The 25,529-nt window shown below is 73.8% G+C and carries 21 protein-coding genes; 12 read left to right on the top strand and 9 right to left on the bottom strand.

The annotated features are described in order from the left end of the window. Positions 1 to 46: 46 nt before the first annotated feature. Together V1634_RS35180 and V1634_RS35175 are read right to left on the bottom strand one after the other, a co-directional pair. A complete protein-coding gene (locus tag V1634_RS35180) occupies positions 47 to 481 on the bottom strand; it encodes a VOC family protein (protein WP_331211943.1) in 435 nt (144 codons plus the stop codon). 5 nt (positions 482 to 486) lie between these two features. Next, on the bottom strand, positions 487 to 1,056 hold the full coding sequence (locus V1634_RS35175) for a DinB family protein (RefSeq protein ID WP_331211942.1): 570 nt from the start codon (positions 1,054 to 1,056) through the stop codon (positions 487 to 489). A 62-nt stretch (positions 1,057 to 1,118) separates the two neighbouring features. On the opposite strand from V1634_RS35175, the gene V1634_RS35170 reads away from it, so the two are divergent. The 4 genes from V1634_RS35170 to V1634_RS35155 all read left to right on the top strand — a co-directional run bounded on the left by V1634_RS35170 (position 1,119) and on the right by V1634_RS35155 (position 7,104). Further along, entirely contained in the window at positions 1,119 to 2,090 is a 972-nt protein-coding gene (locus V1634_RS35170) for a helix-turn-helix transcriptional regulator (protein WP_331211941.1), read from the top strand. 490 nt (positions 2,091 to 2,580) lie between these two features. After that, on the top strand, positions 2,581 to 3,546 hold the full coding sequence (locus V1634_RS35165; protein ID WP_331211940.1) for an IniB N-terminal domain-containing protein: 966 nt from the start codon (positions 2,581 to 2,583) through the stop codon (positions 3,544 to 3,546). A gap of 287 nt (positions 3,547 to 3,833) precedes the next feature. After that, complete coding sequence (locus V1634_RS35160; protein WP_331211939.1) at positions 3,834 to 5,747, top strand: polysaccharide lyase family protein; 1,914 nt, start codon at positions 3,834 to 3,836, stop codon at positions 5,745 to 5,747. Position 5,748: 1 nt separating this feature from the next. Next, complete coding sequence (locus tag V1634_RS35155) at positions 5,749 to 7,104, top strand: alpha-L-fucosidase (protein ID WP_331211938.1); 1,356 nt, start codon at positions 5,749 to 5,751, stop codon at positions 7,102 to 7,104. Positions 7,105 to 7,266: 162 nt separating this feature from the next. Here V1634_RS35155 and V1634_RS35150 read toward each other — a convergent pair whose 3' ends face one another. After that, positions 7,267 to 8,565: an ABC transporter substrate-binding protein gene (locus V1634_RS35150; protein WP_331211937.1), complete on the bottom strand. Its 1,299-nt coding sequence runs from the start codon at positions 8,563 to 8,565 to the stop codon at positions 7,267 to 7,269. Between the two features lie 458 nt (positions 8,566 to 9,023). On the opposite strand from V1634_RS35150, the gene V1634_RS35145 reads away from it, so the two are divergent. Continuing rightward, positions 9,024 to 11,987, top strand: coding sequence for a M36 family metallopeptidase (locus tag V1634_RS35145; protein WP_331211936.1), 2,964 nt, complete (start codon positions 9,024 to 9,026; stop codon positions 11,985 to 11,987). A gap of 102 nt (positions 11,988 to 12,089) precedes the next feature. On the opposite strand, the gene V1634_RS35140 is transcribed toward V1634_RS35145, so the two are convergent. Beyond that, entirely contained in the window at positions 12,090 to 13,040 is a 951-nt protein-coding gene (locus V1634_RS35140) for a hypothetical protein (RefSeq protein WP_331211935.1), read from the bottom strand. A gap of 208 nt (positions 13,041 to 13,248) precedes the next feature. Here V1634_RS35140 and V1634_RS35135 point away from each other — a divergent pair, with 208 nt between their 5' ends. The 4 genes from V1634_RS35135 (at position 13,249) to V1634_RS35120 (ending at position 17,232) form a co-directional block, all read left to right on the top strand. Further along, complete coding sequence (locus V1634_RS35135) at positions 13,249 to 13,941, top strand: class I SAM-dependent methyltransferase (protein ID WP_331211934.1); 693 nt, start codon at positions 13,249 to 13,251, stop codon at positions 13,939 to 13,941. Between the two features lie 9 nt (positions 13,942 to 13,950). Beyond that, positions 13,951 to 15,111: a cytochrome P450 gene (locus tag V1634_RS35130; RefSeq protein WP_331211933.1), complete on the top strand. Its 1,161-nt coding sequence runs from the start codon at positions 13,951 to 13,953 to the stop codon at positions 15,109 to 15,111. A 70-nt stretch (positions 15,112 to 15,181) separates the two neighbouring features. Next, the gene (locus tag V1634_RS35125; RefSeq protein WP_331211932.1) at positions 15,182 to 15,943 is read left to right on the top strand and encodes a DeoR/GlpR family DNA-binding transcription regulator; all 762 of its coding nucleotides are present in this window, start codon (positions 15,182 to 15,184) and stop codon (positions 15,941 to 15,943) included. After that, positions 15,940 to 17,232 (top strand): MFS transporter, encoded by a 1,293-nt coding sequence (locus V1634_RS35120; protein ID WP_331211931.1) that lies wholly within the window; start codon positions 15,940 to 15,942, stop codon positions 17,230 to 17,232. The genes V1634_RS35125 and V1634_RS35120 overlap by 4 nt, the downstream gene beginning before the upstream one ends. Here V1634_RS35120 and V1634_RS35115 read toward each other — a convergent pair. Beyond that, entirely contained in the window at positions 17,185 to 17,697 is a 513-nt protein-coding gene (locus tag V1634_RS35115) for a signal peptidase II (RefSeq protein ID WP_331211930.1), read from the bottom strand. The two genes, V1634_RS35120 and V1634_RS35115, sit on opposite strands and share 48 nt — an antisense overlap. A 221-nt stretch (positions 17,698 to 17,918) precedes the next feature. Between V1634_RS35115 and V1634_RS35110 the strand changes: the two genes are divergently transcribed. Then, positions 17,919 to 18,938 (top strand): ABC transporter ATP-binding protein, encoded by a 1,020-nt coding sequence (locus V1634_RS35110; protein WP_331211929.1) that lies wholly within the window; start codon positions 17,919 to 17,921, stop codon positions 18,936 to 18,938. Next, complete coding sequence (locus tag V1634_RS35105; protein WP_331211928.1) at positions 18,935 to 19,774, top strand: ABC transporter permease; 840 nt, start codon at positions 18,935 to 18,937, stop codon at positions 19,772 to 19,774. The genes V1634_RS35110 and V1634_RS35105 overlap by 4 nt, the downstream gene beginning before the upstream one ends. Before the next feature lie 46 nt (positions 19,775 to 19,820). Here V1634_RS35105 and V1634_RS35100 read toward each other — a convergent pair whose 3' ends face one another. From V1634_RS35100 to V1634_RS35085, 4 genes are all read right to left on the bottom strand, one after another. Further along, positions 19,821 to 20,435, bottom strand: a complete 615-nt coding sequence (locus V1634_RS35100; RefSeq protein ID WP_407951915.1) for a response regulator — start codon at positions 20,433 to 20,435, stop codon at positions 19,821 to 19,823. Between the two features lie 103 nt (positions 20,436 to 20,538). Further along, a complete protein-coding gene (locus V1634_RS35095) occupies positions 20,539 to 22,260 on the bottom strand; it encodes a sensor histidine kinase (protein ID WP_331211980.1) in 1,722 nt (573 codons plus the stop codon). Between the two features lie 97 nt (positions 22,261 to 22,357). Further along, positions 22,358 to 23,062: a dethiobiotin synthase gene (bioD, locus tag V1634_RS35090; protein WP_331211979.1), complete on the bottom strand. Its 705-nt coding sequence runs from the start codon at positions 23,060 to 23,062 to the stop codon at positions 22,358 to 22,360. 46 nt (positions 23,063 to 23,108) lie between these two features. Beyond that, positions 23,109 to 24,245 carry an 8-amino-7-oxononanoate synthase gene (locus V1634_RS35085; RefSeq protein WP_331211926.1) on the bottom strand — a complete coding sequence of 379 codons (1,137 nt, stop codon included), beginning with the start codon at positions 24,243 to 24,245 and terminating at the stop codon, positions 23,109 to 23,111. Positions 24,246 to 24,533: 288 nt separating this feature from the next. Between V1634_RS35085 and bioB the strand changes: the two genes are divergently transcribed. After that, positions 24,534 to 25,529, top strand: coding sequence for a biotin synthase BioB (bioB, locus tag V1634_RS35080; RefSeq protein ID WP_331211925.1), 996 nt, complete (start codon positions 24,534 to 24,536; stop codon positions 25,527 to 25,529).

The raw sequence follows: 25,529 nt of genomic DNA, 5'->3' as shown, positions 1-25,529 counted from the left end.
CGGCCTTGCCGACCGGCCCGGCGCCGGTGCGGGAGACTCCGGACGCCTAGCGGGAGACGCAGAACTCGTTGCCCTCCGGGTCGGCCAGGGTGACCCAGCGGAAGGGGCCCTGCCGCCCGTCGTGCAGGAACTTCGCGCCGCGCGCCACCAGCGCCTCGACCACCGGTGCGAGGTCGTCGACACCGGTACGGACGTCGAGGTGCATCCGGTTCTTCACCGTCTTCGGCTCCGGGACGAGCTGGAACAGCACCCGTGGCGCCCGCTCGACTCCCTCGGGGTGCCGGATCGCCGCCCCGGCCTTCCAGACCAGTACCCCGCGGTGGATCCGGGTGTCGTCCTCGGTGGCGTGCCCCTGCTCGACCATCCGGCGGATGAACGCCTCGTCGGAGGGCTCCACCTGCCAGCCGAGCGTCTCGGCCCACCAGTCGGCGAGCACGTGCGGGTCGGCGCTGTCCTGGGTCACCTGGAACTCGTACGCCATTGCGGTCACCTCCGGGCCCGGTAGAGGTCACGGAGCAGGCTGATCTCGGCACCGTGGTGGATGGTCTCGCGGTTGACGTGCAGCACGAGTGCGGCGAGCGGGAACTCGGCGTACGGCCCCTCGGCCGGGCCGCACGGCCGGGCCAGCCCCGCCGCGTCGAGTCCGCGTACCCCGTCCCGCCAGGTGGCGTACGCCGTGTCGAGCTGGCACAGCGCCCCGGCGGCGGTGCCGGGGTAGTCGAAACTGTCGTAGTCGACCGGCGGCCCGTCGAAATGTGCCGCGCTGCGCTGCCCGAGGACTCCGACGACGATGTGCGCCAGCCGCCACGCGATCGTGGTGACCGGCGGCGGCGTCGGCTCCGGCAGCGCGTACTCGATGACGTAGCTGCCGGAGCCGTGCGCCGTGCCGGCGTCGACCTCGTCGCGGGGGCGTACGCCCCAGGTGCCGTCGACCGGCTCCCAGTGGTACTCGTCGTCGGTGAGCCCGTCGAGCCGGGGCCGCAGCTGGTGTTGCCAGTGCCAGTCCAACTGGTCGAGCAGTTGTCCGGTCCAGTCGATCTTCGTCTCCGTCTCCATGCCTCGGACGCTAGCCGCAATTGCGGACAGGATCGTTCCTGGTTTGCTGGCAGACTTCGGAAATGCTCGACACCTCGGCACGGCTGCTGCGCCTGCTCGCCATCCTGCAGACCCGGACCGAGTGGACCGGTCCGGAACTGGCGGAGCGGCTGGGCGTGACGGTGCGTACCCTGCGCCGGGACATCTCCCGGCTGCGCGACCTCGGCTATCCGGTCCGAGCCACCCCCGGGGTCGCCGGTGGCTACCGGCTCGGCGCGGGGTCGACGCTGCCGCCGCTGCTGCTCGACGACGACGAGGCGGTGGCGGTCGGGCTGAGCCTGCGCACCGCGGCCAGCCAGAGCGTGACCGGCATCGCCGAGACCTCGCTGCGCGCGCTGACCAAGCTGGAGCGGATCCTGCCGGCCCGGCTCCGCCAGCGGACCGCCGCGCTGCGGCTGACCACCGTGCCGCTGGCCGGCGGGGCGCCCACCGTCGATCCGGACCTGCTGACCGTGATCGCCGAGGCGTGCCAGAACCTGCACCGGCTCAGCTTCGACTACCGCAGCCGCGACGGGACGACCAGCGTGCGCCGGGTGGAGCCGCACCGGCTGGTGCACACCGGCCGGCGGTGGTATCTGGTGGCCCGGGACACCGACCGGGACGCCTGGCGCACGTTCCGGGCCGACCGGATCGGCGAACCCCGTTCGACCGGTGTGCGGTTCACCCCGCACGACCCGCCCGACCCGGCCACCTTCGTCGCGGACTCGGTCGGCGCGGCACCGTACCGGTACCGCGCCCGGGTGCTGGTGCACGCGCCGGCCACCGAGGTCGCCGAGCGGGTCCCGCCGACGGCCGGGCTGGTGGAGGCGGTGGACCGGCAGAGTTGCCTGCTGCGCACCGGAGCGGACTCGCTCGGCTTCCTGGCGCTGCACCTCGCCCTGCTCGGCCCCGAGTTCACCGTGCTCGAACCCGCCGAACTGACCGACGAACTCGGCCGCCTGGCCGGGCGGTTGGCTCGGGCGCGGGACCGGTCCCGATCGGGCCGACCGGAGTAGCGCCGCCCGGCACTCCGAGATATCCGCCCGGTGATGGGGAACCAATTTCCGCCAGTTCCGTCGCCGGCCCGCACCACACGGTCCACAGGCGCGCGCCGCGCCGCCGGTCGACCCGGGGCGCCCGGGCCGGTGCCCGATTCCGCCCGGGGCGACCGGGGTGAACTGGGCGGATCCGTCGGCCCGACGATCTTCCCGAATCGGTGACCGGGCCTGCGGTCGGGGTGGTCGGCCGCGCCAGCCCCTATGCCCCTAACCGGAGGTGGGGTCTCGGACCTAACCGGTGGGGGCGAGAACCGGGGATCGTCCCCGATGTCCGGTACGTCGGCAACGCCGTACGGTCGGCGCCAGGTCTGGAACGACATGCCCAGATCATCCCGCCCAAACATTCGAGGAGATCGTCACCGTGGAATCGGCACCGACCGTGGAGACCCCCGCTCCGGCTCCGGCCCCCGCCCCGGCCCCGGCCCCCGCCCCCGAGGCGACTCCCGCCGTGGAAACCACCCAGACCCTGCACGAGTTCGTGGTCAACCTGCTCACCGACGTGGACCTGCGTGCGGCGTACGAGCTCGACCCGACCGGCACGCTGGAGAGCGTCGGGCTCTGCGACGTGGTTCCCGGTGATGTCGCGGACGTCCTCCCGCTGGTCGTCGACACCGTACCGCTGCAGGGCCTGACCGACCTCGGCGCGGTGGAGAGCCTGGGCCTCGGCTCGCTCAGCCTCAGCCCGACCAGCGTCGTCGGCCAGGTGCAGACCGTCGCCAACCAGTTCACCGCCGGGGTCTACACCACCGCTGCCGACGTCGACGTGGCCGGCCTGGGCTCCGTGAGCGTGGACCCGAACGGCCTGGAGGTCGGCGTCGGCTCCGCCCTGCCGGTGCTGGGCCTGGACAGCGGCCTGAACGTGGACCTGTCCGGCGTGCACGACCTGGCCGACACCCTCGACTCGTCGGTGCTGGGCGCCGCGGGCGGGGTGGACACCGTCGACGGGGTGCTCGGCACCGCCGACTTCGCCGCGACCACCGTGACCTCCACCGTCGCCGGCACCACCGGCCTGGTCGGCTCCGGCGACCTGGGCGGCGTGACGGACCTGACCAGCATCACCGACCTGACCAACGTCGCCGACCTGGGCACCATCACCGACCTGGGCAGCGTCGCCGACCTGGGCAGCGTGACCGACCTGGGCAGCGTGACCGACCTGGGCGGCGTGGCGGACCTGGACGGCACCGTGGACAGCGTCACCGGCACGGTCGGTGGGGTCACCGGCACCGTCGACGGGACGCTCGGCAGCGTCGGCCTCGACGGCGTCACCGACACCGTCGGTGGGGTGACCGACCTGACCGGGAGCGTCGGGGTCACCGGGGCGGTCGACGGCACCCTGGGCAGCGTGACCGGGCTGGTCGGCGGCGCCGCGGACCTCGGTGGCACCACCGACCTGCTCACCGACGGCGTCCTCTGAGTCGTACCCGCACGAAGAAGGCGGTGCCCGGACCAGAAAGCGGCTGGTCCGGGCACCGCCTTCGGCTTTTCTACTCCCACCGGTCCACGGGCGACACACGACACCCGTGACATCGGATGTCTGCGCGAGCTGCCTTGACAGGCGTCGCGGTAGCGCAATAGCGTCGTACCTCGATTGATTCGTTTCAACCACGGGTTGGCGTCGGGACGAACCGCCGTACCGGCCGAGTTTCGGCGCTCGGACATCGTGGACAGACATCCGATGCTCCTGATCGGGGAGGAGACGACGTGCTCGCACGCAGGGACTTCCATCGGATCAGCGCCGCGACCGCCCTCGGTGCCGGGATCGGCGCCGGAACCGGCGGCACGGCCACGGCCCTCGGCGCGCCCCCCGGCGAGGCGTCGCCGACCTGCGAGGTCGTCGAGACCGACACCGAGATCGTCGTCGACAACGGCCCGGTCCGGATCGCCGTCAGCAAGACCAGCGCCAGCCGGCTGACCTCGCTGCGCCTGCACGGCCAGGAGTTGCTCGGCACGGGCGGACGCGGCAACTACGACATGAACAACGCGATGGAGGGCGAACCGCTGCCGCTGCCGCCGGCGCAGAACACGTACGAGATCCGGCGCGGGGACGACTTCGTCGACATCGCCTTCCGGTACAGCCCGACCAACGGCGGTCCGTTCTGGCTGGAGCGGCACCACATCGTCCGGGCCGGCGAGCCTGGCATCCACCTGGCCACCGTCTTCCAGCACCCGCCCGAGCTGCACGGCTTCCGCTCCGACCAGCACCGGTACGTCTGCTACCTGGACCCGGAGCTGTTCACGCACGTCTCGGTCGAGGACGACCCGATCGGGCAACCCTGGCGGGCGGGGGCGGCCCGGATGCCCACCCCGGCCGAACTGGCCGCCGCCCCGGTGGTGATGGACGCCACCCACGATCTCGCCGGCCTCGGCTCGGCCTACCCCCGGCGCTACTACACCAAGTACGACTGGGCCACCTACCTCAAGGACCACGTGGTGCACGGCCTCTACGGCAACGGGTACGGCATCTGGGCGGTCCAGCCGAACCGGGAGGCGTTCTGCGGCGGACCGGTCCGGCAGGACCTGACCCTGCACCAGACCACCAGTCGGCCGGTGCTGCTGGTCGAGCCGCAGGCGACGCACTACGGTTCGCCACCGGTACGGGTGGCCGCCGGCCAGGCGTGGGAGAAGACGTACGGGCCGTACTTCGTCTACCTGAGCCAGGGCGACGACCCGGTCCGGATGCGTGCCGAGGCGCTGCGCTACGCCCGCTTCGACGCGCACCGGGACTTCTACGACCGGGTGGCGCTGCCGGGCTGGACGCCGAGCGCCCAGCGGTGCACCGTGCACGGCCGGATCCGGCTCGACGGCCAGCCGCACCCCCGTGGCGCGGTGGCGGTGCTCTCGGACAACCGGCTGGACTTCCAGCGCACCGCGCTCGGCTACGCGTACTGGACGGAGGTGAACCCGGGCGGCGTGTTCCGGCTGCCCGAGGTGCGGCCGGGGACGTACCGGCTCACCGTCTACCGGCCCGGCACCTGGGGCGAGTTCGTCCGGGACGACGTGACGGTGCCGGCGGGCGGCCGGATCGACCTCGGCGAGCTGCGCTGGGAGCCGCCCCGCAACGGCCGGACGGTCTTCCAGCTCGGCAACCCCGACCGCACCTCGGCGGAGTTCCGCCGTGGCGACGAGTTCCGGCAGTGGGGCACGGCACGGTTCTTCAAGGCCGACTTCCCGGACGGGGTGGTCTACACCGTCGGGCGCAGCGGCGACGACGACTGGAACTACCTCCAGTTCCAGCGGGTCGACGGGGAGCCGGTGCCGCCCTGGCGGATCCGGTTCGACCTCGACCGCGCGGTGCGGCCCGGCGCGACCGCCACGCTGACCGTCGCGCTCGCCGCCTGGGCGATGGACACCGCCCGGGACGTACCGCCGGTGCCGAGCAACCTGACGATCCACGTCAACGACCTGCGGCTGGTCTGGACCTTCGCGCCGGACGACGCCCGGGGCGCCACCTACCGCAGCGCCTGCGGCGGCCGGCACTACCGGCGGGAGTTCCGGTTCGACGCGGGCGCGCTGCGCCGGACCGGCAACGAGATCACTCTGGCGATCAACGAGGACACCCCGCCGGAGCTGGGCAACGAGGCGGCGTACGACGCGATCCGGCTGGAGATCGACTGACGTGCGCCCGGAGCGGGAGACCCCGGCCTGGTACCGGGACGCCAAGTTCGGCATCATGATCCACTGGGGTCTCTACTCCGTCCCCGGCTGGGCGCCGCTGGACGACGAGGTGGTACGCCTGCTCGGCGCCGGCCGCACCGGCCCGGACGACTCCACCCCGGACGACTCCGCCGAGGCGGTACGGCGCTCGGATCCGCTGGCCCGGCACTCCTACGCCGAGTGGTACCAGAACACCTACCTGCTGGACGGCCCGACCCGGGCGTACCACCGGCGGGTGTACGGCGACCGGCCCTACGCCGACTTCCGCACCGAGTTCGTCGCGGCGGTCCGGGACTGGGACCCGGCGCCCTGGGCCGAGCTCTGCGCGGCGGCCGGCGCCCGGTACGTGGTACCGACCGGCAAGCACCACGACGGTTACCTGCTCTGGCCCTCCGCACACCCCAACCCGCACCTGCCGGACTGGCAGACCGGACGGGACGTGATCGGCGAACTCGGCGCGGCGGTGCGCGACCGGGGCCTGCGCTACGGCCTCTACTACTCCGGCGGCCTGGACTGGACCTTCGGCAACCTGCCGATCCGCCGGATGGTCGACGTGGCGGCGAGCGTCCCCGACTCCCCCGGGTACGCCCGGTACGTGGACGCGCACTGGCGCGAGCTGATCGACCGGTACCGGCCGAGCGTGCTCTGGAACGACATCGGTTATCCGTCGGCCGGCGACGCGGAGGGGCTGGTCGCGGAGTACTACGCGGCGGTACCGGACGGGGTGGTCAACGACCGCTTCTCCCGGGACGCCGCCGACGTGCGCACCCCGGAGTACGGCATCCGGTCGGAGATCGATCCGGCACCATGGGAGACGGTCCGGGCGCTCGGCCTCTCCTTCGGCTGGAACCGGCAGGAGACGGCGGAGCACCTGCTCTCCGGCACCGAGCTGGTGCACCTGCTCGCCGACGTGGTGAGCCGGAACGGCAACCTGCTGCTCGGGATCACCCCGGACGACCGGGGCGTCGTGCCGGCCGCGCAGCGCGCGGTGCTGCACGAGCTGGGGCGGTGGCTGGCCGACCACGGCGAGGCGATCCACGGCACCCGACCCTGGCCCGTGCCGGCGGCGGTCACCAGCAGCGGCGTACCGGTCCGGTTCACCCGGCGCGGCGACGTCGGCTATCTCATCGTGCTCGGCGATCCGGGGCCCGAGTTCGGCGTACCCGGACTGTCGTTGCCGCCCGGGGCCCGGCTCCGGGTGGTCGGCCGGGCGGCGGCGGAGCCCCGGGTCGGCACCGGCCCGGACGGCCCGGTGCTGTCGGTCGGGCCGCTGCCGCCGGCCCCGGCGCACGCGTTCGCGGTGCAGCCCGGTCCCTGACCCAGGGGCGCGGTCGGGCGGGCCGTGGTTCCGCAGACGCCCGGGTGGCCGGCCGGATGGCCGGGTCGGCGGCCCGGGTCTCCGGCGCTGCGGCGGGCCGGAAATGCGGAAGGTGCCCCCGTCCCGGTCGGGACGGGGGCACCCGGGTGACTGTCGCGGGTATCAGCCGAGTTGGCTCTTGGCCTCGTCGATGACCCGCTTGGCACCCTCGGCGACCGGGATCCGGCCGAAGATGACCTCGTCGTAGATCCGCTGGAACTCGGCCTTCACCGCACCGCCGCCCTTGGGCTGCGGCGGCGGGGTCGGCAGCAGCTTGTCGACGACCGACTGCTCGAACTCGTAGACCAGCTTGTCGTTCGGGGCCAGGCTCGGCGCGATCGCGTCCCGCACCTTGGCGTTGGCCGGCATGCCCCGGGAGACCGCCAGCACCTTGCCGGCCTCGACGTCGTTGACCAGGAAGTCGACCAGCATCGCCGCCTCCTTCGGGTGCTCGCTGCGCTGGGCGACGCTGTAGGCCATGGACATCGCCGCGATCATCCCCCGCTTCGGGGTGTCGCTCGGCATCGGCGCGATGGCCAGCGGCGCGCCGTACGCGCTGACCATGCCGGTGAAGCCGGAGTCGTAGTTGACCTCGGCGGTGACGCCCTTCTTGATCAGCGAGGAGTTCGTGATCGAGCCGTCGAGCTGGGTGGTCAGCGCCGGGGGCGCCAGCGCGCCGACCGAGCGCATCTGGCCGGTCATCGTCCAGAACTGGGCCAGCTCCGCCTCGGTGAAGCCGAGCTTGCCGTCGTCGGTGTAGATGGCCTTGTCCCGCTGGCGCAGCCAGATGTCGAACCAGTCGATGGCGAAGCCGAAGTCGCCGAAGCCGGCCACCTTGCCGCCGCTGGACTGGCTCAGCTTCTGCCCGGCGGCCTGCATGTCGGCCCAGGTCCACTCGGGGGTCGGCGCGGCCACGCCGGCCTTCTGCCAGAGGGCCGGGTCGTAGACCACACCCTGGGTGTTCTGGGCGATCGGCACCGCGTACGTCGCGTCGCCGACCTTGCCGGCCGGCAGCAGCGTCTTGGTGATGTCCCCGACCTTCAGGGTGTCGTCCTCGATGTACTCGGTGAGGTCGCGCAGCGCGTTGCGGTCGGCGTACTCCCGCAGGTAGGCGCGGTCCATCTGCACCACGTCCGGCGCGTCGCCACCGGCGATCTGGGTGGAGAGCTTCTGGAAGTACGCGTCGAAGGCGCCGAACGAGGTGTTCACCTTGATGTTCGGGTACTTCTTCTCGAACAGGTCGATGGCCTGCTCGGTCACCTTGGCCCGGTCTTCGTTGCCCCACCAGGTGAAGTCGAGGGTGACCGGGCCGTCCGAGGCGTCGTCACCACCACCACAGGCGGCCAGCGGCAGGACGAGCAGGGCCGCCGCGGCGAGGGCTGCGGCCCTCGCGGCTCGGCGGACCCGTCGGGTGTGCACCATGGACATTCTCCTTCCCAAGGGCGACCGGCGGCGGTGGTGCGGTACGTCGGGGCAGGAAACCGCTTGCCTGAGCGGGCGCAGGGATGCCTGGGCGGGCAGCGGTAGATCCTCCCTCTCGACATGGGCCGGGTCGCGGGGGCGGTAGTTGCGGTGGCAGGTCGTGCGGTACGGCAATGAAACGATCCAACAGATCCGGACGCTAGGTGTGACGCGGGCCGCTTGTCAAGAGACACCGCCGCAACGAAGACCGGCCGGACCTGCGAGAACGCCGGAAAACGGACCGGCCGCGCCGAACCGTTATACGAACGGGACCTAGCCCCTGCCCGGTACCCGACCGATCCTTGCTTCCCCCCGCAGGCACTGATATCCACGTATCTACACCTGCCCATGATCCAACTCCCGTACCCGCGAGCCGACCTGACCGGTCGACTTCGCCGTACCTCGTCAAGGAGGACCCCTTGCCACATGCCCGGTGGAGATCGACACTCTGGACCGGTCGGCGCGGGCTGCCCGCGCTGATGGCGGCCGTGCTGGCCGCCGCCCTGCTGCCCGGCGCCACCACCGCCAACGCGGCACCCGCCGACGACCCCGTCGGTCAGCCCCAGCCGGCAGAGCACCCGGAGTCGTACGGCGGCAGCCACGCCCACCGGGACCTGGACAACCGGGCCGGCTCGGCCGCCCCGAACGCCCGGCAGCGCGGCCTGGCCAACCAGGTCGCCGGTGCGGTCCGGTGGAACGCGCTGGGCACCCCGCACGCGCTGACCGCCACCGACGGTCCGCTCGCCACCGGGCTGGACGCCGACCCGGAGACGGCCGCACGGCAGTACCTGACCCGCAACAGCGAACTGTTCGGCCTGGACGCCGCGACCGTGGCCAGCCTGGAGAAGCTGCTGGTCCGGCGGATCGGCACCGGCGCCGTGGTGACCCTGCGGCAGCGCTTCGGCGACCTGCCCGCCGGGTACGACGGGCTGGTCAGCATCGCCGTCACCGGCGGCAACGTGATCAACGTCAGCTCCTCGCTCTCCCGACACACCGGAACCCCCCAGCCGGTCACCGTCACCGCCGACCAGGCGTACGCGGTCGCGCTCGCCGACGCCGGCCTGACCGCCGACCAGGTGGCCAGCCGGGACGTCCGACAGGTCGCCGTACCGATGCCGGACGCCGCGCCCCGGGCCGCCTGGGAGGTCACCCTGATCTCCGACCGCACCGACCACCCGACCGCATTCACCACCTTCGTCGACGCCGAGCGCAGCAGCGTGCTGGTCCGGGAGGACCTGGTCGACTTCGACTCCGACAACCCGAAGTGGGCCGTCTTCCCGGCCACTCCACCCAGCCGGACCGGGCCCGGCCGGGACTCCCGGGTGCTCTGGTGCCTGACGGTGGAGCGCGGCTGCGAGCGCCCGGTTCGGGACCCGAACAGCGGGCAGGCCTGGGACGTCGACCTGACCACCGGAGAGCCGACCTTCACCGCCCGGGGCAACTCGGCCAACACCGTGGTCTCCTGGGGCGGCGACACCCCCGCCGTACCGCTGACCGAGAGCCCGACCCGGGACTACGTCTATCCCTTCACCGACCCGTGGAAGACCTCGAAGTGCGATCCGGCGGTCTTCGCGGCCCAGCACCGCAACGACGCGGACGCGGCGATCGCGAACCTCTTCGCGATGCACAACCGGATGCACGACTGGACCTACCGGCTCGGCTTCGACGAGGCGGCCTGGAACCTCCAGGCGGTCAACCTCACCGCCGACGGCCTCGGCGGCGACGCCGAGCAGGGCCGCGCCCAGCAGGGTGCCCGCAGCGGCAACCGGAACAACGCCAACCAGAACAGCCCGCGCGACGGCCTCCCGCCGACCACCAACATGTACCTCTGGCAGCCCGCCGCCGGTGGTCCGTACCCGCCCTGCGTGGACGGCGACTACGACATGACCGTGATCGGGCACGAGTACATGCACGCGGTCACCAACCGGATGATCGCCGGCCCGAACAGCGGCATCAGCGGCCACCAGGGCGGCGCGATGGGCGAGTCCTGGGGTGACCTGATGGGCGCGGAATACCTCTTCCAGCACAACCTGCGGGCACCGGGCGAGACGCCGTTCATCACCGGCGGCTACGTCACCGGCAACACCGTCAGCGGCATCCGGAACCACGACTTCAGCCGCAGCCCGCTGAACTACTCCGACATCGGCTACAACACCGCCGGCCCGGCAGTGCACGCCGACGGCGAGATCTGGAGCGCGACCAACTTCCGGGTCCGCTCCGCCCTGCTCAAGCGGTACGGCCAGGGCACGCCGGCGAGGCAGCTCGACTGCGCGATCGGCCGGGTGGCGGTGGAGAAGTGCCCCGGCAACCGGCGCTGGACGCAGCTCGTCTTCGACTCGTACCTGCTCCAGGCGGCCAGTTCGGTCAGCATGCTGGACATGCGGGACAACCTGCTCGCCGCGGACCGGCTCCGGTTCGGCGGGGCCAACCAGGACATCATCTGGGACGCCTTCGCCGTCTCCGGGATGGGCCGGGACGCCGCCACCAACGGCGCCGCCGACACCGACCCGACCCCGAGCTTCGCCTCGCCGCACGCCCGCAACGTCACCGTGCGGCTGGCGGCCGACGGCGAGAGCAGGGGCGCGCCGATCCGGCTCTACGTCGGCGCGTACGAGGCCCGGGCCGTCCCGGTCGCGGACACCGACCCGGCCACCCCGCTGCCGGACACCTTCGAGGTGATCGCCGGTACGAAGTTCTCGTTCCTGGCGGTCGCCCCGGGCTTCGGGCACAGCCGGTTCAGCCGGGAGTTCAGGTCCGGGTGGGGCCGGCACGGCGACCGGCCGGTCGAACTGGAACTGGAACTGGCCCGCAACCTCGCCTCGGCCGCCTCCGGCGCGACCGTGGCCGGGGACGGGGTCAACGCCGACAAGCTGGTCGACGACGCCGAGGCGACCAACTGGGCCTCCCTGGACGGGGTGGCCGACCGGCAGGTCACCGTCGACCTCGCCGGTGACCGGCCGCAGACCGTACGCCGGGTGAACGTCAGCGCCTACCTCCGGCCGACGAACGCCGCCGACCCGGCCGACCCGAGCAGCCAGAACGCGCTGTCGGCGCTGCGCTCCTTCGCCGTACTGGCCTGCGACGCCAGCCGGGTCGACTGCACCGTGGACGCCAACTACCGGAAGGTGTACACCAGCCGGCCGGACGCCTTCCCGGGCGGGAAGTACCGGGCGTACTCGCGGGACCTCAACCTGCGCTCGTTCGACATCCCGCGCACGGTCGCCACGCACCTGCGGATCCAGGTCCTGCACAGCCAGTGCACCGGCGGCCCGGAGTACGCCGGTGAGCAGGACAACGACCCGGCGACCAGCACCGACTGCACCACCGCCAGCCCGGCCCGCAGCCAGGTCCGGATCGCCGAGTTCCAGGCGTTCGGCAGGTAGTCGGGGAGAACGGCACGGCCCCGTCCGATCGCGGTCAGGATCGGGCGGGGCCGTTTCACGTGCTCGGTCGCCTCAGCGGCCGGATCCGGGTGTCCCGTCGGGTCACCAGTCGGGGTAGTGGTGGGCGGCTCCGGTGCGTCGGCGTGCCGCCTCCCGGTGGCCGCGTCGGGCGGCGGCCGGGCGACCCCGGCGGGCCGGTGCGGGCAGCGGCGCCGCCTCCGCGAGCCGGTCTCGGGAGCGCAGCCGGAGCAGCAGGCCGGCACCGAGGAAGAGCAGCAGGGCGCCGACCCCGAACCCGATCTCGGTCAGCCCGGTCCCGCCCCGGCCGGCGGTGGCACTGGCCTCGCCGCCGCCCGAGCCGCCCCCGTCGGACCCGGCGGCCCCGTCCGGCCCCTCCGCGAGTACCGGGGAGTCGCCCTCCACCGACTCGGTCGGCTCCGGCTCGACCGGCTCGGTCGGGCTCGGCGCCGCCTCGGTCGGGGTGGGCCGGTTCCGCTCCGGTGTGGCGGGTGCCGGCGAACGCCGGCGCGGTGGTCCACCCCGCTCGCTGACCACCTCGCGGGTGGCGCTGGTCCGGTCGAGCAGCCGGGACTGGGCGTCGAACGCCTCGACCGTGAGTTCGATCCGCCCGTCCGTGACTGCCTCGTCGACGGCGAGCCGGTACTGGGCGGTGACCGTCCGGTTCCGGCACAGCGTGCCCGGGTCCAGGTCCCGGTCGGTGATCCGGGCCGCGCCGCCCTCGCCCCGGACGTCGGTCGGGACCACCCCGGGCTCCTCGATCCGGTCGATCCCGATCTGGTCGAGCCGCAAGCCGTCCGCCCGCAGCACCAGCGACCAGCGGACCTTGCGGCAGTCGCCGTCGAGGGTGGTGGAGACCACCGCGGTGACGGTCTCGGCTCCGGCGCCGGCGACGAACTGGCCGGGCAGCCGGGTCAGCGCGGTGTCGAAGCCGGGCGCCGCGCCGGCCGGAGCGGCCGGCAGCATCGCCCAGCCCGCCGTCGCGCAGACCAGCGTGGACCCGAACCGGGTCGCGAGCCGCCACACCGTAACCACCACCCATTCCGCGCCGATTACGTACGGATCGACGCTATGGGTACCGGTGGATGGGCGGAAGAGTGGCGTATCAGCACCATCCAGTAATGAAGAGGGCGATTTTGACGCGCAGTACTGAACCGGTTACCACCTCGTCGCGACACGCCCGGGTGCGGGGTACCGGGGCCGGCCGGGACGCCCGGCGGGCTGACCGGCAGAATCGGCGGTTGTGTCCGAGAGCCCGGCGGAGTTCGTCCGAACCTACGCCCAACTGAGCCCGGTGTCGGCGGTGCCGGAGATCCGGCTGCACCAGGCGGCCGAGCCGATCGGCCTCTGGGAGCTGACCGAGGGCGAGTTCCGCAGCGAGCAGCCGCCACCGTTCTGGGCCTTCGCCTGGGCCGGCGGCCAGGCGCTGGCCCGCTATCTGCTCGACCATCCGGAGACGGTCGCCGGCCGGCGGGTGCTGGACCTGGCCTCCGGCTCCGGGCTGGTGGCGATCGCCGCCGCCCGGGCCGGCGCCACGCAGGTCCGGGCCGTCGACATCGACCCGATGGCGCTGGCCGCCGTGCAGGTGAACGCCGAGGCCAACGGGGTGGTGGTGGCCGGCGAACTCGGCGACGTCCTGGACGGCGACGCCGGCGACGCCCAGGTGGTGCTGGCCGGTGACGTCTTCTACAGCCAGGCTATGGCGAACCGGGTGCTCCGGTTCCTGATCCGGGCGGCCCGGGCCGGCGCCCGGGTGCTGGTCGGCGACCCGGAACGGGCGTACCTGCCCCGGGGGCGGTTCGCGCCGCTGGCCGGCTACGACATCCCGGTCACGGTTGCCCTGGAGAGCGTCCGGGTCAAGCACAGCCGGGTCTGGGAACTGACGAAGGTCACCCCGGCGACCGGCGACACCGGCCGCGCCGGCCGTACTGGCTAGCGTGGTCGGGTGCTGTTCCGTAGTTGGCAACCGGTCGAGCGGTCGTGGCCGGACGTGGTCGTCGTGCCGGACCATGTCGGGGTCGAGCACCTGGTGGTGACCCGGCACGCCCTGGTCCGCCAGGTGCTCGCCGACCCCGAGACGTTCCGCCCGGACAACGCGCTGGACGCGATGACCCCGATCCCGGTCGGTGCGCTCCGGATTATGGCCCGGCACGGCTTCCGGTTGCCCGCCACGCTGGCCAACAACGGCGGTCCGAGTCATCCGGAGATCCGGGGCATCGTGGCGGAGGCGCTGCATCCGGACCGGGTCGCCGCCCAGCGGCCGTGGCTGACCGCCGTCGTGCGGGAGCGGGTCGGCCGGCTCGGCGCCGCGCTGCACGCCGGTGAGCCCGTCGACCTGTACGCGGACCTCGCGGCCGACCTGCCCCTGCTGGTACTGGCCCGGCTGGTCGAGCTGCCACAGGCGCCGGCCGGGGTGGTCAAGGAGTTCACCCGGGCCGCCCTGGAACTGTTCTGGGCACCGGTCGATCCGGCGCGACAGCGGGTACTGGCCGAGGTGGTGGGCCGGTTCCACGCCGTACTGCGGGAGTTCGCCAGCACCGGAGCCGGGCTGGCCGGTGTGCTGCGCGCCGCCGGGCATCCGCCGGACGTCGTCATCGGGGCGCTCTTCTTCCTGCTGGTCGCCGGCCAGGAGACGACCTCGCAGTTCCTCACCCTGCTGCTGCACCGGCTCACCGGCACCCCAGGGGTGGTCGCCGGAGTGCGTGCCGGCACGGTGCGGGTCGAGGACGTGGTCGAGGAGGGGCTGCGGCTGGAGCCGCCGATCGTCACCTGGCGCCGGGTCGCCGCCCGGGACACCGAGTTGGCGGGTACCCGGGTACCGGAGGGGGCCAGCCTGGTGCTCTGGCTGGCCCGCGCCGGCCGCGACCCGGCGGTGGTCGCCGCGCCGGAGGCGTTCGTACCCGGGCAGCGCGGCTCGCGCCGGCACCTGGCGTTCGGGGCCGGGGCGCACCGCTGCGTCGGCGCCCAGCTCTCCCGGATGGAGGCGGCGGTGGTGGTGGCCGAGACGGCGCCGCTGCTCGCCGACGTGACCGTGCTCCGGGCGCCCTGGTGTCCGGACAACCTCTCGTTCCGGATGCCGGACGCGCTGGTCGTCGCGCGCGGCTGACGAACCGGAGGTGCCCCACTCGAACAGAAAATCTTGGTATTCGAACAATCCAAGTGTTTTACTCAAACACATGTCTGCGCAGGAACGGCACCAGGCGATCGTCGAGATGTTGCTGACCTCCGGCCGGGTGACGGTCGCCGAGTTGACCAGCCGGGCCGGCGTCTCCGAGATGACCATCCGCCGCGACCTGGAGCTGCTCGAACGCGAGGGTCTGCTCCAGCGGGTGCACGGCGGCGCGGTCAGCACCGTCTCGGGCAGCTACGAGCCGCCGTTCGCGGTCCGGGTCCGGCAGCACGCCGACGCCAAGGCCCGGATCGGCGCCGCCGCCGCCGAGCTGATCGGCGCCAACGAGACCGTGGTGGTCGACGCCGGTACGACCGCACTGGCCACCGCCCGGGCGCTGCGCGGGCGCCGGCAGCTCACCGTCTGCGCGCTGAGCGTCCCGGCCAGCACCGCACTCGCCGACGAACCCGGGATCCGGCTCATCGCCGCCGGTGGCGACATCCGGGCCGGCGAGCACTGCTTCGTCGGCCCGCTCGCCGAGCGGATCTTCGAAGAGCTGCGGTTCGACACCTTCGTACTCTCCGTCGGCGGCGCCGACCCGGGGACCGGACTGACCGACTTCAACCTCGACGACGTACGCGTCAAACGGGCCGCCATCGGCGCCTCCCGCCGCCGGGTGGTGGTGGCCGACTCGACCAAGCTCGGCCGGGCCACCTTCGCCCGGATCGGGCCGGTGCAGCTCGCCGACGTCCTCGTCACCGACGACCGGGCCGACCCGGAACAGGTGGCGGCGCTACGCGACGCGGGCCTGACGGTGGTGCTGGCATGAGCAGCAGTCTGACCCGGCCCGCCACGCCACCCCGGCTGCGCCGGCTGGCGGTGCTCGGCGCGGTCGCCGCCTTCGCGATGATCGGCCTCCAGCAGGCGCTCTACGGCCCGGCCATCCCGCAGCTGCGCCAGGCACACGGGATCACCGCCGCCGGGGCGGCGACCGCGCTCAGCGTGCACTTCGCGGGCGCGATCATCGGGGTACTGGCGATGCCGGTGGCCCGCCGGTTCGGGGTGCCGGACGGGCGCTTCCTGGCCTGGTCGCTGGTCGGGGTCGCGGTGGGCGCCCTGGCCTTCCCGCTCGCCCCGGACTGGCCGTACGCCCTGCTCGCCGCCTTCGTCGCGGGCGTCGGATTCGGCGGCCTGGACGGCGGCGTCAACCAGGTCTTCACCGAGGTGTACGCCGAGGGCGGCCACGGCATGCTCAACCTGCTGCACGGCTGTTTCGGTGCCGGCGCGGTCGCCGGACCGATCGCCGTCGGGCTGTTGCCCGGCTACGGCTGGGCGTTCGCCGGCTGCGCCCTGCTCGCCCTCCTCGCCCTGCCGGCCCTGCGTACCCTCGCCGGCCCGGTCCGCCCTGCCCACCGGGGCCAGCCCGCCGACCCGGCCCGATCCGCCGACGGGGGCCGCACCACGACCCGCCGCCCGGCCGGTACGGCGGACGCCACCAACCCCGTCGCCCGCAGCGGCGCACGGCGGCCGGCGTTCCCGGTCGGCACCGCGCTGTCGCTGGGATTCCTGCTCTTCTTCGTGCTGCACGTCGGGCTGGAGACCGGCGCCGCCGGCTGGGAGACCACCCACCTGATCGCGACCGGCTGGTCGGCGGCGGCGGCCGCGACCGCCACCTCCGGGTTCTGGCTGGCCTTCACCGCCGCGCGTTTCGCGGTGGTTCCGCTCTGCCGCCGCTACCCGGCCCGGGTCATCGTCTTCGGCTGCACCGGGCTGACCGTGCTGGCCGCGGCGGCCACCCTGGTCGACCCGGTCGCACCGGTCGGGTACGCGCTGCTCGGGGCCGCGGTCGGACCACTCTTCCCCACCGGGCTGGCCTGGCTCGCCGAGTACCGTCCCGGGCTGACCCCGACCGTCGTCGCGGTGTCGATGGCCGGTGGCATCGCCCTGCCGCCGGCGATCGGGCTGGCGGTCGGGGTGGCCGGTCCGACGGCGATCGCCTGGGCGATGGTGCTGATGGCCGTCGCCGGGCTCGGCACCGTGCTCGGGCTGGCCCGGCTCCGCCCGGCCGGGTCAGGCCCGGTCGCGGCGGCCGTCGATGTCGACGCCGCGCAGGTATAGCAGGACGATCAGCGCGCCGCCGACCACCAGGCAGATGTCGGCGACGTTGCCGACGAAGAAGCCGGCGTAGTCGATGAAGTCGACGACGTGCCCCCGGGCGAACCCGGGCTCCCGGAAGAGCCGGTCCAGCAGGTGGGTGGTGGCACCACCCAGCACCAGGCCGAGGGCGAGCGCCCAGGCCCGGCTGCGGACCTTCCAGGCAGCCCGGGTGATCGCCGCCACCGCGACGGCCGCGACGATGGTGAAGATCCAGGTGACGCCGGTGCCGATCGAGAACGCCGCGCCCGGGTTGTAGAGCAGTCGCAGGCTGAGCAGGTCGCCGAGGACCGGTACGACGCCGCCGTCGGAGAGCGCGGCCACGGCCAGGTACTTCGTGATCTGGTCCACCAGCACGATCACGACCGCCAGGGTGAGCACCCAGGGGTACCAGCGGACGGAACCGGTCACCCGGCCCGCTTCGGACATCGAGGAATCCGCCTCGACCTGCTGCATGACGAAGGACCTCCAGCACCGACGGCTGCCCGGACGGCACCCAGCCTACGTCGCCCGGCCGGGGTGCCGGCGCCGAGCACCAGCCGGCACCTCCTGACGAAAGTCAGCCCCACCGACCGTCGATCGTCCGCTGTGTGACCGCCGTCCGGATTCCTACCGTCGCTGCCGAACCGCTGCGAACACCGGAAGGACCCATGATCACGTTAACCGAACTGACCAAGCGCTTCGGCGCGACCACGGCGGTCGACCGGCTCTCCCTGTCGATCACGCCGGGCCGGGTCACCGGATTCCTCGGGCCGAACGGCGCCGGCAAGTCCACCACGATCCGGATGATCCTCGGCCTGGACCGGCCGGACGCCGGCACCGCGCTGGTCGGCGGCCGGCCGTACCGCAGCTTCCGGCACCCGTTGCGGGAGGTCGGCGCACTGCTCGACGCCCGGGCGGTGCATCCCGGCCGGACCGCGCGATCCCACCTGACCGCGATGGCCCGCAGCAACGGCATTCCGGTACGCCGGGTCGACGAGGTCCTCGGCACCGTGGGGCTGACCGAGGTGGCCGGTAAGCGGGCCGGCACCCTGTCGCTCGGCATGGGCCAGCGGCTGGGCATCGCCGGTGCACTGCTCGGCGATCCAGGCGTGTTGATCTTCGACGAGCCGGTGAACGGGCTGGACCCGGACGGGGTGCGCTGGATCCGCGAACTCATGCGGTCCCTGGCCGCACAGGGGCGTACGGTCTTCGTCTCCAGCCACCTGATGAGCGAGGTCCAGCTCACCGCCGACCAGCTCGTGGTGATCGGCCGGGGCCGACTGCTCGCCGACGCGCCCATCACCGAGGTGATCGCGGGCAGTTCGCGGACCGCCGTCCGGGTGGTCAGCCCCGAACCGGCCGCGCTGGCCCGGCTCCGGGCCGGGCTGCTCGACCGGCAGGCCACCGTCGAACGGGTCGGCGACGACGAACTCCTGGTCACCGGCAGCAGCGTCGCCCAGGTCGGTGACCTGGCACACGACCTCGGGGTACGCCTGCACGGGCTGAACACCCGGGAGGCCTCCCTCGAACAGGCCTACCTCGAACTCACCGGCGGTGCCCTGGAGTTCGCCGCCCCGCCGCCGGCCACCGCCACCGCTGCCCGGACCGCCGCCCCCGGCGACCGGGCCGGCGGCTCACCCGCCCCGGACCTCCGGTCCGGGGCCGCCGATCGGAAAGAGGCACGATGAGCAGCTCCCTCCCCCGCATGGACCGCCCGCTCCCCCGCACCGACCGCCGCGATTCCGGGCGAGCGCCGTCCGGCGGTGGACTCCCGGGCGCGGTCGCCAGCGAGTGGACGAAACTCTGGTCGGTGCGGTCGGTCTGGTGGTGCCTGCTCTCCAGCGCGTTGCTGATGGCCGCCACCGCCGGGCAACTCGCCATCTACGTCGCCAACGGCAACACCGACGACGACCCGGTCAACGACCGGGGCGTACTGGCGGTCGGGCGGATCGCGGTCGACGCCGTCGAGCTGACCCAGTTCGCGGTGATCGCACTCGCCCTGCTCGTCATCACCAGCGAGTACGCCAACGGCACGATCCGGACCACGCTCCAGTGGATTCCGTCCCGGTCCCGGCTGCTGCTGGCCAAGACCACCGTGGTCGCCGGGGTCACCCTCGGCACCGGCGTCCTGCTCGGCGTGCTCGGTGCCGCCGTCGCCGCCCCGGTACTCGGCGAGTGGGGCCGGTTCGAGCCGGCCGAGAGCGTCGGGGACGTACTCGGGCTGGCCGGGTACCTGGCGCTGATCGCCGTCTTCACCCTCGGCCTCGGCGCCGCGCTGCGCAGTGCAGTCGGCACCCTGGTCACGGTCTTCCTGCTGCTCGCTGTCGTGCCGGCCACGCTGCGACTGCCCGACCTCGGGCCGCTCAACGCGATCGCCGACGCGCTGCCCGGCAGCGCCGGACTGCACTTCCTGCGCGGCGAGTCGGAGAGTTACCCGGCGGTGGCCGGCCTGCTGATCCTCATCGGCTGGGCGGTCGCGGCCCTGCTGGCCGGGCTCGCCGTACTGCGTCGCCGGGACGCCTGAACCCGGTGGGACCCTCCGCTGTCCGGGGAGGGTCCCACCGTACGGCTCAGTCCGTCAGCCCCGCCTCGTACGCGATGATCGCCGCCTGCACCCGGTTGCGTACCCCGAGCCGGGTGAAGATGCTGCTCAGATAGCTCTTCACCGTCCCCTCGACCAGGAAGAGCCGCCGGCCGATCTCGGCGTTGGAGAGCCCGGCACCGACCAGCGCCAGCACCTCGCGTTCCCGCTCGGTCAGCCCCTCGATCCGTTCCCGGGCCGCCGGTGCCCGGGCCAGCAGCCCGCCGCCGAGTTCGATCACCCGCCGCGCCACCTCCGGCGACAGGTACGCCGCACCGTCCGCCACCGCGCGCACCCCGGCGATCAGTTCCCGAGGATCGCCGGACTTGAGCAGGAAGCCGCTCATCCCCTCGCCGAGCGCCCGGGCGATGTAGTCGTCCTCGCCGAACGTGGTCAGCATCACCACCGCGGTCTCCGGTACCAGCCGGCGGATCTCCGCTCCGGCGGCGAGCCCGTCGAGCCGGGGCATCCGGATGTCCAGCAGCGCCACCCGGGGCCGGTGGGCCCGGACCAGCTCCACCGCGTCGCGTCCGTCGACGGCCTCGGCGACCACCTCGATCTCCGGGTCGGCGGCGAGGATCGCCCGGACGCCGGCTCTGATCATCGCCTCGTCGTCGGCCAGCAGGACGGGGATCACTCGTGCTCCTCAACTCGTGACGGGCCGGCACGGGCGGTTGGCGCGGTGCCGGCGGGACGGGCGGGCGGGGTCAACCGCCGAGGCGGTCCTTGACCACCAGGCGCCCGTGCAGGAAGCAGACCTGGTAGACCGCCTGGCTGCCGAACGGGAAGGCGCCGTCGGAGTAGAACTCGCAGGTGGCGCCGCTCGGCAGCGGCCGTTCGGCGGCACCGGCCGGCGCGACGACCTGCCGGTCCGGCAGCAGGTCGCGCAGCTCGGCCCGGTCCTGACCCATCCGGAGCTGCTCGTAGCGGTCCGAGTCCAGCACCGCGCCGAAGGTGGCGATCGGGTAGTAGGCGAGCACCAGCAGGGCGCCGATCGCGACCGGTACGGTCACCGCGGCCAGCAGACTGCGCCGGACCCGCCGCCGGGCCGACCGCAGCCGGTGCGCGGTGGCCACCACGGCCGGCCCGCCGAGCGGTACCCCGACGTCCTCCACCGGCAACCGACCCTGGTACCCCGGCTCGGACGGTCCCGCCGGATGCCCGGCCTCGGCCGGTCCGCCGTCTCCGGCCTCCGCCGGGGGTACGGCCGGCAGCTCGGCGTACACCTCGAAGCCGCCGCCGGCCGGGCCGGCGCGCAGGGTGCCGCCGGCCAGGCGTACCCGCTCGCGGAGCCCCACCAGGCCGGACCCGACACCCCGGATCCCGGGCAGCGGTCCCGCCGGTGGCCGGTCGTTGCCGACCCGCACCGTGGTCCGGTCGACGCCCCGGCACACCGCCACCGTGACGGCGGCCCCGGGCGCGTGCCGGGTCGCGTTGGTCAGCGCCTCCTGCACCACCGAACAGACCGCCCGCTCCACCATCGGCGGCCCGGCGGCACCCGGCGCGGCCGCCGGAGGCTCCCCCTCGACCACCAGGCGTACCGCCATCCCGGCGGCCCGGGCCCGGGCCACGATGTCGTCGACCTGCTCCCCCGGCGGCCGGGTCGGCGCCGGCTCGGCGTCGTCCCGGAGCACGCCGATGACCTGGCGGAGCCGGTCGGTGGCGAGCGCCACGCTGGCCCGCAGCTCACCGGCGGCCCGCCGGTGCCGTTCGTCCAGGTCCGCCGCCACCTCCAGGGCGCCCGCCCGCAGCGCGATCAGGCTCAGGTCGTGGCCGAGCGAGTCGTGCATGTCCTGGGCGATCCGGGCCCGCTCCCGCATCCGGACCCGTTCGGCGGCACCGCGCTGCTCCCGCTCCAACAGGTCGGCCTGCTCCCAGCCGGCCAGCACCAGCGCCCGGTGCTGCCGGTGGTAGCGGCCCACCAGCCACGGGAAGACCCCGCCGAACAGCAGCGTGCTGGCGAGCAGGAACCAGACCTCGGCATCGGTACCGAGCAGTCCGAGGTTGAGGATCGTGCCGCCGAGCCCGAGCCCGGCGAAGACGAGCGCGGCCGGGCCGGAGCTGCGCTCGCGCAGCCCGACCAGATAGCTCAGCACCGGAATCCCGAACATGAAATTGCCGTCCCCGGCGGTCGGCAACACCACCAGCAGCAGGCCGAGCAGCGGCGCCCACCGGCTGGCCAGCACGGCGAGCCCGGTCAGCAGCAGCGAACCGGCCAGCCGGCCGAGAAACCAGGAGGAGTTCGGCGGGGTGAGCAGCGCGATCGCGATCGGTGCCGAGATCACGACCCAGAGCACCAGGTCGAGGAGACGGTCGCGGCGGCCCGGCGCCACCGCACCAGCGGCTCGCGGCGCGCCGACCGGCGCTGCCCGCCAGCCGGCGGGCGGCAGCAGGCCGCGCCACCACCGTACGTCGCGGAGCCGGGCCATCACCCGGCCAGGTTACAAGCCGCGCCACCGGCCGGTTACTGCCGAAAGTCAGGAACCGGCCGGGCCCTGTGCGGCCCCCGGCGTCGGCGGCGGTCCGTCAGCTGACCTCTTCGGCCCAGGCCCGCCAGTCGTCGAGTACGCCGTACAGGGCCGGGGTGAGCCAGCCCGGTGCGGAGCGGCGGAACACGCCTGGTTCGAGCGTGCCGGCCCCGTCCGGCAGCGCCCCCACCATGTTGGGGACCAGGTCGCGCAGGTTGGCCCAGTGCACCAGCTCCGGTTCGGCCGGCCAGGCCCCGAGCACCACACCGCAGGGCACCGCTCGCCGGTCCAGCGCCTCCAGGGTGAGCGCGGTGTGGTTCAGCGTGCCGAGCCCGGCCCGGGTGACCACCACCGCCGGGGCGCCGATCGACACCGCCAGGTCGGCTAGCGTCCACGCCTCGCCGGACGGGCGCAACCCCATCGGGACCAGCAGCCCGCCCGCCCCCTCGACCAGGACGAGGTCGTGCTTGTCCGCGTCGGCCCTGATCTCGTCGGCGACCGCGTACAGCTCCAGCGGCTCGGCCTGGGCGACCCGGGCCGCCGCGAGCGGCGCCAGCGGATCGGGATAGCTGACCAGGGTGCGCGCGGTCATCGGCGCCGCCAGCCGGTTCACCGTGTCGACGTCCGGTTCCGCCCCGGTCGCCGTACCGGTCTGGCCGGGCTTGATGACCGCGACCCGCAGGCCGGCGGCCTGGGCCGCGGCGGTGATCGCCGCGGTGACCACCGTCTTGCCCACGTCGGTGTCGGTGCCGGTCACCAGGATCGGCCCCCGCCACGCCACGTCGCTCACCACACACCCCCGATCCCGGTCACGGGGCACACTCCACGATCACTTCGAGGGCCCGGTCGAAGTCGGCCCGGTCGATCCCGACGTTGATGGTGAGCCGCAGCCGGGAGCGGTTGTCCGGGGTCGACGGCGGCCGGAAACAGCCGACCGCGACGCCCCGGTCCCGGCAGTCGGCCGCCCAGGCCACCGCCGTCTCCGGGCCGGGTGCGGTCACCGAGACCACCCCGGCGGCCGGGGCGGAGACCTCCAGCCCGGCCGCACCGAGCCGGCGGGCCACCGTGGCGGCCCGGTCGGCCAGCTCGGCCCGGAGCGCGTCGCCGGACCGGGCCAGCCCGGCGGCGGCGAGCACCCCGGCGACCACGGCCGGCGGCGGCGCGGTGTCGTAGATGAAGGTGCGACCGGTGTCGATCAGGTGCCGGACCAGCTCGGCCGGGCCGGCGACCACCCCGCCGGCTCCGCCGAGCGACTTGGAGAGGGTCGCGGTCACCACCACGTCCGGCTCGCCGGCCAGTCCGGCGCCGGCCACCGCGCCCGCCCCGGCCGGACCGAGTACGCCGAGCGCGTGCGCGTCGTCGACCAGCAGCAGTGCGCCGTACCGGCGGGCCACCGCGTGCAGCTCGGCGAGCGGGGCGAGGTCGCCGTCGACCGAGAAGACCGACTCGGTGACCAGCACCGCCGGCCGCCCCGGTGCCCCGGCCAGGGCCGCCTCGACGGCGTCGACGTCCAGATGCGGGGTGACCCGGGTCTCCGCACCGGAGAGCTTGCAGCCGTCGATCAGCGAGGCGTGGTTGTGTGCGTCGGAGAGCAGCAGGGTGCGGGGCTGGACCAGGGCGCGGACCGCGCCGAGGTTGGCGAGGTAGCCGGAGGAGTAGACCAGTGCCCGCCCGGTGCCGAGCCAGTCGGCGAGGGTGGACTCCAGCGCGTGGTGTGCCTCGGTGGAGCCGCGTACCAGCCGGGAGCCGGTGGCGCCGAGGCCGTACCCGGCCAGCGCCTCGGTCGCGGCGGCGACCACCGCCGGGTGCCCGGACAACCCGAGGTAGTCGTTGCCGGCGAGGTCGACCACGTCCTCGGCGGCGCTCCTCGGCCGCAGCCGCCGGGTGAGCCCGGCCTTGCCGCGCAGCCGCGCCCGCCGGTCCAGCACCTCCAGCCAGCTCGGCACCGCCACCCCCACACTGGTCCGCGTCCGCCCCCGGGCGCTGTCGGAAACCCGATCACCGCACGTTCCGCGGCTCCGGCCCGCCCGGCGTCGGCTCGCACGGGCTCCGGTCAACCGGGGTCCGCGGCGCCGCCCACGTGGCAGCCCCCGACCGGCGAAAATACCACCCGTCGCGGTCTGCGGCCGCCCGCCGGGCCGGCCGGGCCGGCAGCGGTGCGGCGACCGGGCGTCCGGGCTGGCCCCGCCGGGTGGGCCCACATCGACGGACGGTCCGCTTGTAGGGTACGACCCATGTCAGAAATCCTCGACCGGGCCCGTAGCCAGGTGCTCGACGGTGGTGTCGGTCTCGACGAGGCCGGCGTGCTCGCCGTGCTGCGGCTGCCCGACGAGCACCTGTCGGCGGCGCTCCAGCTCGCGCACGAGGTACGGATGCGCTGGTGCGGCCCGGAGGTCGAGGTCGAGGGGATCGTCTCGCTGAAGACCGGCGGCTGCCCGGAGGACTGCCACTTCTGCTCGCAGTCCGGGCTCTTCGCCTCGCCGGTCCGGTCGGTCTGGCTGGACATCCCGTCGCTGGTCGAGGCGGCGAGGCAGACCGCCGCCACCGGGGCGACCGAGTTCTGCATCGTCGCCGCCGTCCGGGGCCCGGACGAGCGGCTGATGAAGCAGATGCGCGAGGGCGTCGCCGCGATCCGGGCCGAGGTGGACATCCAGGTCGCCGCCTCGCTCGGGATGCTGACCCAGGCCCAGGTCGACGAGCTGGTCGAGATGGGCGTGCACCGCTACAACCACAACCTGGAGACCTGCCGCTCCTTCTTCCCGAACGTGGTGAGCACGCACTCCTGGGAGGAGCGCTGGGAGACGCTGCGGATGGTCCGCGCCTCCGGCATGGAGGTCTGCTGCGGCGGCATCCTGGGGTTGGGTGAGACCGTGCAGCAGCGTGCCGAGTTCGCGGCGCAGCTCGCCGAGCTGGACCCGCACGAGGTGCCGCTGAACTTCCTCAACCCCCGACCGGGCACCCCGCTGGGCGACCAGCCGGTGGTCGCGCCGCGCGACGCGCTGCGGGCCATCGCCGCGTTCCGGCTGGCGATGCCGCGCACCATCCTCCGGTACGCCGGCGGCCGCGAGATCACCCTCGGCGACCTCGGCACCCGGGACGGCCTGCTCGGCGGGATCAACGCGGTGATCGTCGGCAACTACCTGACCACGCTCGGCCGGCCGGCCGGCGACGACCTGGCGCTGCTCGACGAGCTGAAGATGCCGGTCAAGGCGCTTTCGGCGACACTGTGA

This window comes from Plantactinospora veratri, from assembly GCF_036421995.1.
Classification (GTDB): Bacteria; Actinomycetota; Actinomycetes; order Mycobacteriales; family Micromonosporaceae; genus Plantactinospora; species Plantactinospora veratri.
The sequence above is the reverse complement of the archived record's forward strand: the minus strand, read 5'-3'. Positions and strand labels throughout refer to the sequence as shown.

Bases quoted from the DNA above. Each gene is read 5' to 3' on its own strand.
- V1634_RS35180 (WP_331211943.1), bottom strand. From the start codon at position 481: ATGGCGTACGAGTTCCAGGTGACCCAGGACAGCGCCGACCCGCACGTG.
- V1634_RS35175 (WP_331211942.1), bottom strand. From the start codon at position 1,056: ATGGAGACGGAGACGAAGATCGACTGGACCGGACAACTGCTCGACCAG.
- V1634_RS35170 (WP_331211941.1), top strand. From the start codon at position 1,119: ATGCTCGACACCTCGGCACGGCTGCTGCGCCTGCTCGCCATCCTGCAG.
- V1634_RS35150 (WP_331211937.1), bottom strand. From the start codon at position 8,565: ATGGTGCACACCCGACGGGTCCGCCGAGCCGCGAGGGCCGCAGCCCTC.
- V1634_RS35125 (WP_331211932.1), top strand. From the start codon at position 15,182: ATGTCTGCGCAGGAACGGCACCAGGCGATCGTCGAGATGTTGCTGACC.
- V1634_RS35120 (WP_331211931.1), top strand. From the start codon at position 15,940: ATGAGCAGCAGTCTGACCCGGCCCGCCACGCCACCCCGGCTGCGCCGG.
- V1634_RS35115 (WP_331211930.1), bottom strand. From the start codon at position 17,697: ATGTCCGAAGCGGGCCGGGTGACCGGTTCCGTCCGCTGGTACCCCTGG.
- V1634_RS35110 (WP_331211929.1), top strand. From the start codon at position 17,919: ATGATCACGTTAACCGAACTGACCAAGCGCTTCGGCGCGACCACGGCG.
- V1634_RS35105 (WP_331211928.1), top strand. From the start codon at position 18,935: ATGAGCAGCTCCCTCCCCCGCATGGACCGCCCGCTCCCCCGCACCGAC.
- V1634_RS35100 (WP_407951915.1), bottom strand. From the start codon at position 20,435: ATGATCAGAGCCGGCGTCCGGGCGATCCTCGCCGCCGACCCGGAGATC.
- V1634_RS35095 (WP_331211980.1), bottom strand. From the start codon at position 22,260: ATGGCCCGGCTCCGCGACGTACGGTGGTGGCGCGGCCTGCTGCCGCCC.
- bioB (WP_331211925.1), top strand. From the start codon at position 24,534: ATGTCAGAAATCCTCGACCGGGCCCGTAGCCAGGTGCTCGACGGTGGT.